11 protein-coding genes and 2 pseudogenes are annotated in these 10,292 nt (G+C 66.0%); 4 read left to right on the top strand and 9 right to left on the bottom strand.

The window, feature by feature from the left end; translation table 11 throughout:
• The 8 genes and pseudogenes from A5691_RS28500 to A5691_RS02700 all read right to left on the bottom strand — a co-directional run.
• Positions 1-237: pseudogene (locus A5691_RS28500) on the bottom strand (hypothetical protein); the annotation flags it as partial.
• Positions 238-286: 49 nt separating this feature from the next.
• Positions 287-1,258, bottom strand: coding sequence for an LLM class flavin-dependent oxidoreductase (locus A5691_RS02730; protein ID WP_067748817.1), 972 nt, complete (start codon positions 1,256-1,258; stop codon positions 287-289).
• Between the two features lies 1 nt (position 1,259).
• Positions 1,260-1,739 carry a VOC family protein gene (locus A5691_RS02725; RefSeq protein ID WP_067748814.1) on the bottom strand — a complete coding sequence of 160 codons (480 nt, stop codon included), beginning with the start codon at positions 1,737-1,739 and terminating at the stop codon, positions 1,260-1,262.
• A gap of 15 nt (positions 1,740-1,754) precedes the next feature.
• A complete protein-coding gene (locus tag A5691_RS02720; protein WP_067748811.1) occupies positions 1,755-2,504 on the bottom strand; it encodes an SDR family NAD(P)-dependent oxidoreductase in 750 nt (249 codons plus the stop codon).
• A complete protein-coding gene (locus A5691_RS02715; RefSeq protein WP_067748808.1) occupies positions 2,501-3,742 on the bottom strand; it encodes an MBL fold metallo-hydrolase in 1,242 nt (413 codons plus the stop codon). Before A5691_RS02715 ends, A5691_RS02720 begins: the two co-directional genes overlap by 4 nt.
• A 19-nt stretch (positions 3,743-3,761) precedes the next feature.
• Positions 3,762-5,033 carry a sulfotransferase gene (locus A5691_RS02710; protein WP_067748805.1) on the bottom strand — a complete coding sequence of 424 codons (1,272 nt, stop codon included), beginning with the start codon at positions 5,031-5,033 and terminating at the stop codon, positions 3,762-3,764.
• A 71-nt stretch (positions 5,034-5,104) separates the two neighbouring features.
• Positions 5,105-5,491 carry a DUF2237 family protein gene (locus A5691_RS02705; RefSeq protein ID WP_067748802.1) on the bottom strand — a complete coding sequence of 129 codons (387 nt, stop codon included), beginning with the start codon at positions 5,489-5,491 and terminating at the stop codon, positions 5,105-5,107.
• Positions 5,492-5,578: 87 nt separating this feature from the next.
• Positions 5,579-5,911, bottom strand: a complete 333-nt coding sequence (locus A5691_RS02700) for a PE domain-containing protein (RefSeq protein ID WP_067748799.1) — start codon at positions 5,909-5,911, stop codon at positions 5,579-5,581.
• A 143-nt stretch (positions 5,912-6,054) separates the two neighbouring features.
• Between A5691_RS02700 and A5691_RS02695 the strand changes: the two genes are divergently transcribed.
• The 4 genes from A5691_RS02695 to A5691_RS27065 all read left to right on the top strand — a co-directional run bounded on the left by A5691_RS02695 (position 6,055) and on the right by A5691_RS27065 (position 10,059).
• A complete protein-coding gene (locus A5691_RS02695) occupies positions 6,055-6,498 on the top strand; it encodes a TM2 domain-containing protein (protein ID WP_067748796.1) in 444 nt (147 codons plus the stop codon).
• Positions 6,499-6,615: 117 nt separating this feature from the next.
• Entirely contained in the window at positions 6,616-7,749 is a 1,134-nt protein-coding gene (locus tag A5691_RS02690; protein WP_067748793.1) for a 1,4-beta-xylanase, read from the top strand.
• Positions 7,750-7,869: 120 nt separating this feature from the next.
• Positions 7,870-9,507, top strand: coding sequence for a DUF4185 domain-containing protein (locus A5691_RS02685; protein WP_068018110.1), 1,638 nt, complete (start codon positions 7,870-7,872; stop codon positions 9,505-9,507).
• A gap of 54 nt (positions 9,508-9,561) precedes the next feature.
• On the top strand, positions 9,562-10,059 hold the full coding sequence (locus tag A5691_RS27065) for a hypothetical protein (RefSeq protein ID WP_082950102.1): 498 nt from the start codon (positions 9,562-9,564) through the stop codon (positions 10,057-10,059).
• 11 nt (positions 10,060-10,070) lie between these two features.
• Here A5691_RS27065 and A5691_RS02680 read toward each other — a convergent pair.
• Positions 10,071-10,292 (bottom strand): annotated as a pseudogene (locus tag A5691_RS02680) (hypothetical protein); the annotation flags it as partial.

Here is a 10,292-nt window from a genome sequence, read left to right as displayed (position 1 = left end):
GCCCAGCCGCCGCCGGGCAGCCCCGCCACCGCCGGTCACCGAACTTCCGCTACCGCCGCCACCGTAGGTTCCTTCCGGAGAAGGCGGTGGCGCCGGGCTGGACGACGTGGTGGCCGGCGGCGCCGCGGGAGCATTGCTTGCCAAGGCGGACGCGCCCGCGCCGCCACCGAAGGTGAGCACCAATCCAAGTGTCGCGGCGCCCCCGATGAGCGCCAGTGCTTTTCGAGCTTTTGTCATGCCCGGTCGCATACCCCTTATTCCTATGGGCAATCAGGGGTTCGGCGAGTTAGCTGAGGGCGGGCAGCACCTTCTCGGTGAGCAACTGGACCGACTTCCAGGCCTCGTCCACCGGCATGCCACCAACCAGGGGGTGCAGCACGAGCGGGCCGTAATCGTCGGCGTCACGCACCTCCGCGATCAACTCGTCGGGGGTAAGGAAGCGGTACCGTCCCGACGCCCTGACCTCGTCCAGCGTCTGCACCCCGGGCAAATGCATGAGCGACCGCTGATCGGTCGACCAACCGCCGTAAGTGACTGCCTCCCAAAGGATGTGGTCACCGAGCTCCGCCCACGCGCGGTCGGGGTCCTCGTGCAGGAAGATCATCCCGCGGTTCACCGGGCCCGGCATGAGGATGAGCGGCGTCATGCCGGCCTCGGCACACAGCTCACGGTAGTAGGCGGCGATGTCGGGCAGGTGATCCGCCAGGCTGAGCGGCAGCCGGAAGCGGGCCGCCCGTCGCGCCGTGGCGCGCGCGCCGCCACCGACATACAGCGGTGGATGCGGTCGGGTCCAGGTGCCGGTGCAGATTCCCGCGTCGGCATCGGGGCCCGACCACACCGACAGCATCCGTTCGAGCAGGCTGTCCATCAGCGCGCCTCGGCGCGCGAAATCGGTCCTCATGACGTCATATTCGACCGTACGATAGCCGAGGCCCACCGTGGTGTGTAGGCGGCCGCGGCTCATGTTGTCGACCAGCGCGATGTCCTCAGCGAGCCGGACCGGATTCCACAGCGGGCCCAGCGCGCAATCCACGCTGGCGATCAGCGTCGAGGTCCGGGCCAAGAACATCGCGGCCGCCATGATGGGGTTGCAGCTCCAGCCGTGTCCGGTCGCGTGATGCTCGTCGACGCTGATCGAGGTGATGCCGTGCGCCTCGCCCCACTGCGCCAATTCGAGGGCGGCCGACAACAGCCTGCTCTGCGTGCGGGGTTCGCCGTGCGGGGAGGCGAAGTTGAAGCGCAGCACCGTTAGCAACACGTCACGCCTCCTGTGGGGCGGCCATCGACTGCAGGAAGGCGGGGAAGTCCGGGAACAGCGCCCGATCGACGATCTCGATGCGCGCCCCCGAAGAGTCTGTGTAGTAAGCGAATAGCCCGAGTTCGGATCCGGGCACGTCCGCCGTCATCTCGAGGGCGAAGCCGTTGGCCTCGAGCGCTTGGGCGCTCGCGGCGAGGTCGTCACTGAAATAGCCGAGGTGGTGAACCGCGTTGCCCGGCGCGGCCATCCATGGGGTCCCGGGCACCTCTTGCACCAATTCCAGGTGTGGGCTCTGCAGTGAGTAAACGATTGTGGACGTCAACTCGCGGACGCCGGTCGGCGTGCGGAACGGCAGGGTGTAGGTCATCGGGGCGATCCAGCGGTAGCCGGCCAGCGCGCTGAGCCGGGCCATGGCGGCGTCGAGGTCGGGGACGATGACGCCGGTGTGGTAGAAATCCTCGGGGCGCAGGGCACTTGTCATGTGTCTCCTCGGTTTTCAGACGCAGTCTGAGGCGGCGTCGACGACGAACACCGCGCCGCTGGTGTAGCTGCTCTGCTCGGTGCACAAGAAGGCGATGGTCGGGGCGATCTCGCCGACGGAACCGAAGCGGCGCAACGGGATGTGCGCCAGCTCGGACTCCACCAGTTCGGCCGAGCCCTGCATCGGTGCGGTCATCGGGGTGTCGATGGCGCCGGGCGCCACCGCGTTCACCCGAATCCCCTTACCGGCCCATTTGACCGCGAGGTTCCTGGTGACGCAGACGATCCCGGCCTTCGCCGCGCCGTATCCCGGCACCAAGGGGACGGCCCGCAGCGCCGACATCGACGCCAGGTTCACCACGCTGGCGCCGCCGTCCGCCGTCGACGCCTTCAACGCGCGGTAGAGCCCGAGCGTCAACCGGTACGGTCCGGTGAGGTTCAGCGCGACCGATGCCTCGAATCCGTCCGGCTTCGATTCGTCAAGGCCGCCGGGGAAATTGGCACCGGCGTTGTTGACCAGCACGTCGAGGCTGGTGAACTTCCGCGCCAGCGCGTCCACCGAATCGGGGTCGCTGATCTGCAGCTGGTGATACTCCATGCCGGACAGATCGGCCTGGTAGTCGGCGGCCGCCGGTCTCGTTCCGGTGACCGCGACGTGGGCCCCGGCGTCGCGGAACAAGACGGCGGTCGCGTGCCCGATCCCACTGGTGCCGCCGGTGATCAGCGCCGTGGTGCCGGTGAAGTCGAAGCTGACCCGTGCCGTCATGAGTTCCTCGCTATCTGATTCTTCAGCCAGGCGGTCTCCCAGAAGTTCGTGCTGGCGGCCAACAGTTCTCCGTGTGCCTCGCGTAGCACCGCCCGAGCCCCGGCATGGTCGGACGGAAGGAGCTCGCCAAGATGGATGGCTTGCAGCGGGCGACCGGCGGCAAGGTGTTCCCGCGCCCGGCCCACCAAAGCGTCGGCCCCGGCGAGCTCGACCACGTCTGCCGCGACGGCGTCGAACCCGACCGGATAGAGCTCGGTGGTCGACTCGTGGTGAAACCAGCCGGAGTAGTTTTCCCAGACGGCCCGCACGTCCCAGGCCACCTTCCCATAGCCTTGTCCCACTTCGTATTCCGCGGGTAGCGTGATCTCCCGCATCAGGGTTCGCACGTCCTTGCCCGCGTTCATCCCCTCGACCGTCTGGTCGTGGACGTACCGAATCGCGTCGCGCAGCCGGGTCAGCTCGGCATGAATGCGCTCGGAGCCCGCTATCGGTTCGAAATGACCAGTCACCAGGAGTTCGGGCCGCAGGTCACGCACCCTCTCCACCGAGGAGATGGCGGTAAGGGCGTCGCGATACCGGTCGCCGCGAATAGTGACCAGGTTGGGAATGTGTCCGAACAGCGGACCGAAGACATTCCCGCATAGGCAAATCCGCTCGTCCGGCAGCCACACCACCAGGGAGTCGGTGGTTTCGCCGCCGGGCACGGCGATCAGGTCCAACCGCCGGCCGCCGACCTCTAGTGTCAGGGTGTCCTCGAAATCGAGGTCCACGACGGGAACGCTCTGGCCGGCCAACCGGGTGCTACCCAACCGCCGTTGAATGGCTTGGATGCCGGTGGCCAGGGTCTCTTTGAACGCGAACGCGCTGCGACTGGCGCGATACGGAATGAGTCGTTCGTTGTCGTCTCGCCAGAGCGTCCAATTCGCCTGGGCGACGACGGTCGTCCCCGGGTCGCGGACGCTGTCCAAACCGCCGACGTGGTCGACGTGTCCTTGCGTGAGCACGATGTAGCGCACCGGCGAGGGATCGACGGCGTCGAAGTTCGCGCGGTGCACCGGGCCCTCGAAACCCATGCCGGTGTTGACGATCACCCGGCCGTCACGCGTGGTGAGTAGGTAGGAGTTCGAGAGCCCCGGTGAGCACCACAGCCCGGGCGCGACCTCTTCCGCCCGTTCGGCGGAAGCGGGCCGCATGGCGTCGGCGCCGGGCCGGCTGCGGTAGATCGGATCGGAACTCATCGCTGTCGTTGCCTTCCAGCTAGGTCTCGGCCTGGACGTCGAACTTGTCGAAGTAGAAGTCGAAGCGCCCGCGCAACTCGTCGGGCGTGACGCCGAAGTGGCGGTGCAGGTGGTAGCGGATGCGGCCGTGTTTGCCCCGCGGGTTGCCGTCCAGATACTTCTCGAAGCGAGCCCGCACCTTCGGTGTCAGTTCGACGCCGCCGCAGCGATAAAGGCTTTCGAGGACCGGCATCTCGTTGCCGTTCAGTTGATGGAAACTGATGTCGATGCTGCGTTCGGCCGGCACCAGGTCGCGGTCGCGCACGCACGCGCTGAGCAGTCGGTGCACCCGGTCGCTCCAATAGTCCACCAGCCAGTCCGGCTCGATGCTGGTTCGGCGCAGTCGATCGGAGTAGGCCATCATCGTGATCGCCGACTGGATCACCGCCACGGGATCGCGGTGCGTGAAGGCCACGGTCGCGTCGGGAAACGTCGCCATGAGCGGGCCGAGCTGTTCACAGTGCTGCGGACTCTTCAGGATCCAGGTCCGCGGGCCCCGCAGAAAGGTCAAGGCCTGCAGCACCTTCCGTAGGTATGCGTAGTGCCGGCTCTGGTCGAGGCCCAGGTAGTAATCGCGCCAGTCCGGCACGCGTGCATGCCATTCCAGGACGTAGGCGGCCAGATCGAGGTCGAGGAGCTCGACCTCTTCCTCGATCGCCTCGGGGAATCGGTCGTGCATGGCGGCGACCAACGGCGCGCTGGCCATCAGCGCGTCGTGCTCGGATTTGGCTCGCGCGTAACGCGGGTCGACGCCGGAGATGTCGGGGCCCTGCCCGGGGGCGGGAATGGGTTCTTGGCTCTCCCAGTACGGCAACGCCCGACGGCGCGGGTCGGCGGCAATGAGATTCACCAAATGCGTGGTGCCCGACCGGGGCATTCCGACGACGATGAACGGCTTCTCGATCGGGATGGCTTCGATTTCCGGGTAGCGCTTGAGGAGTTCGGTCAGCGACAACCGGTTGCGCAGCAGACGCACGACTCGTTGCCGCAGCGAGGACCGTGTCAGCTGTCGCAGGCCCTCGTCGCCGTCGATCGCGGCGACGTGAGCGGCGAGCCGACCGGCGAAGCCGTCGACGTCGTCGAGGTCGGCTCCCCGCTCCAGCCCGGCCTGCTCGACCGCCTCCGCAAGCATCCGGTCGATGTCGAGGTCGACCACTTTGGCCTCGGTGAAGTCCAGAATCTGACGTTGGACGTCGGTCAGCTTGGGCGCGGTGAGGTCATCGAAGTCGATGTCATCAACGGCAGAGCCCACCGGATCCTCTTTTCGACGTGTCGCCGAAGAGAAATATGACACAGAGCCGGGGCGTCGATCCCCCGTGGCCCCTAGAGATTCGCCAAGTCGTCGGGCACGTCGACCTTGTGTTCCTCCAGCGTCTCCAGAGGCACCACCTCGAGCGTGCGCTCGTGCGTGGAGGCCAGCACCACCGGCGCGGCGCAGCCATCCTGGTGCGCCCGAAGCCAGTTCAGCGCCGTCACGCACCAGCGGTCACCGGGCAGCAGGCCGGGGAATCGGTATTCGGGGACCGGAGTCAGCAAGTCGTTGCCGATGGAACGCTGGTGCTCGAGGAATTCGGCGGTCATGACCGCGCAGATCGTGTGCCGGCCGATGTCCTCGGGCCCCGTCGAGCAACAGCCGTCACGGTAGTAACCGGTCAGTGGTTCCGTGCCGCACGATTCCAGCGGACCGCCTAGCACGTTTCGATCGGGCACGGTTTCAGTATCGCGCTCTCGAGGGTGAAGTTTGAAGTAACTTTGCCGTCTCCGCCGGCGCGAATTTGCCGGCGCCGGCCTCGGTGGTTATCCGGCCATCCGGTAGGTCGCCAGCGGGCGCACCGCAAGCACGCTGCCCGCCGCTGCGGCGTCGACCTCCGAATACATCCGGGCGATGTCGACCACCGCCGTGCCCATCCGAACCAGCTCTTCTTGCGCCGCCGTGTTCAGTGCCAGGAAGGCGGAGGCTTCGGCGGCGAAGGCGAGGGCCGCCTGCGCGGACACCTCGTCGGCCCCGGCCGGCAGCAAAGCGGTGGTCGCCGGCGATGCGGCGGCACCGGCCTGCAGGCGTTGAGCGGCGCCGCGGACCACATCCGTCCCGATTCCGGCGGCGGCCGCATCGAATGACAGTGCCTGCACGGATCGCTCCTCACCGAGTCGTGATGATGTCGTGATGCGATAGTAGCAATAGGAAACTATTGGCGTCTACAAATCTTTGCCTGAGAAAGAGTTAAGGGCTTCCGAGGTGGACGCGGTGCCGGTGCCGGGGTTAACTCGGGCCAATGTCGACGCCGGACCCGCAGGGAAACCCGTCCGATGAGCCACCCTGGGGCCGGCGGCCGCCCGGGCCTCCGCCGCCGGGCTTTCCGCCGCCCGCGCAGCCATACCCTGGTTATCCGCCGTATCCCGGCTATGCCGGTCACGGCGATTCCCACGCGCCCTACGGCCGCGACCCGGTCACCGGACTACCGCTGTCGGACAAGTCGGCCTCGACCGCCGGCTTGCTGCAGCTGTTCTTCGGGCTGTTCGGCGCCGGCCGCTTCTACCTCGACTCGACTCGAATCGCCGTCGCGCAACTCTGTCTCGGCATCTTCGGCACGGTGTTCACGCTCTTCTGCTTTCTGGGCTTTCCCGTCCTGCTCGCGAGCGTCATCTGGGCCATCGTCGACGCGATCATGATGTTCACCGGCAGCGTCAAGGACAGTTACGGCCGCAAGTTGCGCTAGCCCGCGGGTAGGGCCAACGAGCGCCAGGTGACGGGGCGATAACAATTCCCCCGTCAAGCCGGCGCGACGCGCTGGGCAAATCCCGGGGAAATCGCCGGGAAAATTTATCGTCACATCGTGCAACGACGAACGGCCCTCAAGCTGCCGGTTTTGCTGGCAGCAGGCACCGCGCTCGCCCGGGTGCCACGCGCCTCGGCGGAGGAAGCGGGCCGATGGCCCGCCGAACGCGCCAACCGTTGGTATCAGGCGCAGGGCTTCCTGGTCGGATCCAACTACATCACCTCCAACGCGATCAACCAGCTGGAAATGTTCCAGCCCGACACCTTCGATCCGCGCCGGATCGACGCCGAACTCGGCTGGGCCAGGTTCTATGGGCACAACACCGCCCGGGTGTTCCTGCACGATCAGCTTTGGGCTCAGGATCAACGGGGTTTTCAGACGCGCCTGGCTCAGTTCGTCGACATCGCCGCGCGGCATCGCATCAAGCCGCTGTTCGTCTTCTTCGATTCGTGTTGGGATCCGGCGCCGAAGGCGGGGCGGCAGCGCGCGCCGGCCCCCGGCGTGCACAACTCAGGCTGGGTGCAGAGCCCCGGCGCCGAACGCCTTGGCGATCCCCGCTATGCGGCTGTCATGCGCGACTACGTCACCGGGGTGTTGACGCAGTTCCGCACCGACGACCGCGTCCTGGGGTGGGACCTCTGGAACGAGCCCGACAACCCGGCGAAGGTGTACCGAAGCACCGAGCGCAGCGACAAGGAACAGCTCGTCGGGAACCTGCTCCCCCAGGTGTTCCGATGGGCGCGCGCCGTCGACCCCAGCCAGCCGCTCACCAGCGGCGTGTGGCGCGGCGACTGGGGACAACCCCAGGGGCGCAGCGCCATCAGCGACATCCAGCTGGCCAACGCGGACGTGGTCACGTTCCATTCCTATGCCGAACCCGCGGGCTTCGAGTCCCGGATCGGCGAGCTCGCCCCGCTGGGGAGGCCCATCCTCTGCACCGAGTACATGGCCAGGCCGCGGGGTAGCACCGTGGAAGGAATCCTGCCAATTGCCAAGCGCCACAACGTCGGCGCCATCAACTGGGGTCTGGTCGCCGGGAAGACCCAGACCTACTTCCCGTGGGAATCGTGGGATCACCCGTACACCGCGATTCCGAAGGTCTGGTTTCACGACCTGCTCCGCCCCGACGGCCGGCCCTTCCAGGACACCGAAGCGCTGACGACACGAAAGCTCGCCGGGACGCAGGCTTAGATCAACCTCGGCTCGACCGGGCGGGCGAATTCGCCGTCGACCGGCCCTGATGCGGCGGTACGCTTGCTTCGCAGAGGGGGCCGGCGATGTTCTTGTTGTCAAGCGGCCAGTGACCGTGCGATGGCGCTGGCGAATCTGAGCGAAGCGGAGCTGATCGGGGCGGCGGGCGGTGACCCCTGGGCGGTCAACCAGAGCCTGCAGGCGGGCAGCCCGTTCCAGATCTCGCGGCTGGCGGAGGCGTTTCATAACGCCGGCCGACACTCTGCCGAAGCCGACCACGCATTCGAGCAAGCCAGAAAGCGCTTCGAGGCGTCGTGGAATCACGAGAACGGCGACAATCCGATCAACGACTCCTCCGAAGTTCAGCGGGTAACAAAATCGCTTGGCGCGCAATCCGAGCAATTGCCCAAGATCGGCGCCGACCTGGAAAATATCGCCGCCGCGCTGGCCGACGCGCAGAAGCAGGGCTCCGCAGAAATCGCCAGCCTGGACCATCATTTGCAGTTTCTCGACAAGCTGATCGGCGCGGCGAAGGAGGATCTGAAGCTGGACCTGCCCGAGCAGGAACGCAACAAACTGCTGAAATTGATCGAAGGTGCCCACGCCGACGCCGTCGACGACGTCCGCGATGCCATCAAACAGATGGAATCAATCCGCAACGCCTACTCCGACACCCTGCACAAAGCGCTCGGTTCATTGCACACCGAAGGCTACGACCCGCCCCCTGCCATCGACGACATAGTGGAACGCCCCTTGCGAGGCGAGTTCAGAGATCTGGGCCCGATCGCCGGGACCGGAGGCATTCCCGGGATCCCGGGGATCGGGGCCGCGGACCTCGGCGAGATCGTCGAAGTGCCCGGGCAACCGGGAAGATTCCTTGCGATCTTCGGGGATTCGTTCTCAGGCAACAAAGTTGGCGAAGGTGATCATTATCGATCGGTGGCCGTGCCGGTGACTTTCGACGCCGACGGACGCCCGCACTTCGGAGCGCCGTTGACCGGAGCGAAGGACAGCGGTCACGAGCTATTCACGATGCCGGCCGAAGCGGTCAAAGCCGGCATCGACGACACGCTTCCCGCAGGAACGATCACCCTGGGCGACAAGACGTACATGATGGTTACGGGCACCAAGGGAAACCTCCAGCCCGCAGGTTCGTGGCTGGTCGAGGTCAACGGCGACCCCGGCAAGGGATGGACCATGGTGCCGGGTTCTTTCCGGGCCGCGGGAGACGCGCCCACTCAGGTCAGCGGATACAAGGGCTCTGACGGCAAGGTGTACATCGCGGCCGACTCCTTCGACCGCAGCCGAGGTGTCACGATGTATCAAGCAGACCCGGATAAGGTGTTCGATCGCAACAGTTGGCGACCGTGGACCGGGAACGCCTGGGGACAGGCAGGGCAACAGGCCACGCCGGTGACGACAGACCGTTACGGCGAGCTCAGTTTTCGGGAGATCGGTGGCAAGCCGGTCTTGTCGGGATTCAATGTCGACGCCCAAGGCGGGCGCATGGAAGTACGGGTCGGACCCAATCCGACCGGCGTTTTCGGCAACGTGCCGACCACTGTCGTCGCGCAGAACGGCGACCCGGGCGCACCAAAGTTTCTGCCCCAGCCCTACGGGGGATACATTGTGCCCGGCTCAACGTTGGATGACTTGAAACTGCTTGTCAGTCAGTGGAATACGGGCACGGAAGCGAATGGTGTGCCGATCGGAACGCCCTATCAAACTCGAGAATTTCAAGTCAACCCCTTCCAATGACCCGTTGAACCAGCAGAGTCGAGGAACGAAATGACAACAACGACACTCACCGGCATGAGCGCACTTGTGGGCGCCGCTCTGGCAGGTACATGTGTCGCACACGCCGACGCGCTCAGCTTCCCCGACTTGAGCGGATACGCTCCCGCCAACGTCAAGGATTACGAGGTCTTGGTGCCAAACCCGGGACGGCAGCCCGAACCGACGGTGTACTTTCTCACGCCTGATGGCATCGTCTGCAAGTTCACGCTCGACCAGGCGTCGTGTAGCGGAAATAACTTGCCGGCCATACCGCCCGCGGCGTCAAACCCGGCGGCGGGAATCAGTGGCGTCAACTGGATAGGAACCACTAGCGGGCTTAACCAGACGAGTGGCGGGGAACCGTCACGTATCGTGGCCGGCCAGTCCGTCAAAACGCTTCCGCCAGCTCACTCTCTCACGGTCAATGGCTTCGTTTGCGGTGTCGACGATTCAGGCATGACCGCATGCAAAGACCCGCAGGGGCGTGGCTTTGTCCTGTCGCCGCACGGCTCCGGTTGGCTGCCGCATGTGTGAAATCGGCTCGCTCACGCAGCCTTGACCCTGCGTACCGTCTCGGCGAGAAGCTCGTCGAGGGCGCTCAGCGGCAAAGGCGGTGTGTCCCCCTTGAACAGCCATCCGCCATCGCTCGAGCTGCTGACGACGATCAGTCCTCGCACCTGGGTGACCCTCAGCGCCTCGACGCCTTCACCACACACTCCATGGCCGCGGACATCAACTACCCGCATCCACCGGTGTGTCAACCGCAC

The sequence above is a fragment of the Mycobacterium sp. E183 genome, assembly GCF_001667735.1.
Lineage (GTDB): Bacteria > Actinomycetota > Actinomycetes > Mycobacteriales > Mycobacteriaceae > Mycobacterium.
The sequence above is the reverse complement of the archived record's forward strand: the minus strand, read 5'-3'. Positions and strand labels throughout refer to the sequence as shown.

What these genes read in the sequence shown, in the direction of transcription:
- A5691_RS02725 (WP_067748814.1), bottom strand. Translation starts at nt 1,739, where the DNA reads ATGACAAGTGCCCTGCGCCCCGAGGATTTCTACCACACCGGCGTCATC.
- A5691_RS02720 (WP_067748811.1), bottom strand. Translation starts at nt 2,504, where the DNA reads ATGACGGCACGGGTCAGCTTCGACTTCACCGGCACCACGGCGCTGATC.
- A5691_RS02715 (WP_067748808.1), bottom strand. Translation starts at nt 3,742, where the DNA reads ATGAGTTCCGATCCGATCTACCGCAGCCGGCCCGGCGCCGACGCCATG.
- A5691_RS02695 (WP_067748796.1), top strand. Translation starts at nt 6,055, where the DNA reads ATGTCGACGCCGGACCCGCAGGGAAACCCGTCCGATGAGCCACCCTGG.
- A5691_RS02685 (WP_068018110.1), top strand. Translation starts at nt 7,870, where the DNA reads ATGGCGCTGGCGAATCTGAGCGAAGCGGAGCTGATCGGGGCGGCGGGC.
- A5691_RS27065 (WP_082950102.1), top strand. Translation starts at nt 9,562, where the DNA reads ATGAGCGCACTTGTGGGCGCCGCTCTGGCAGGTACATGTGTCGCACAC.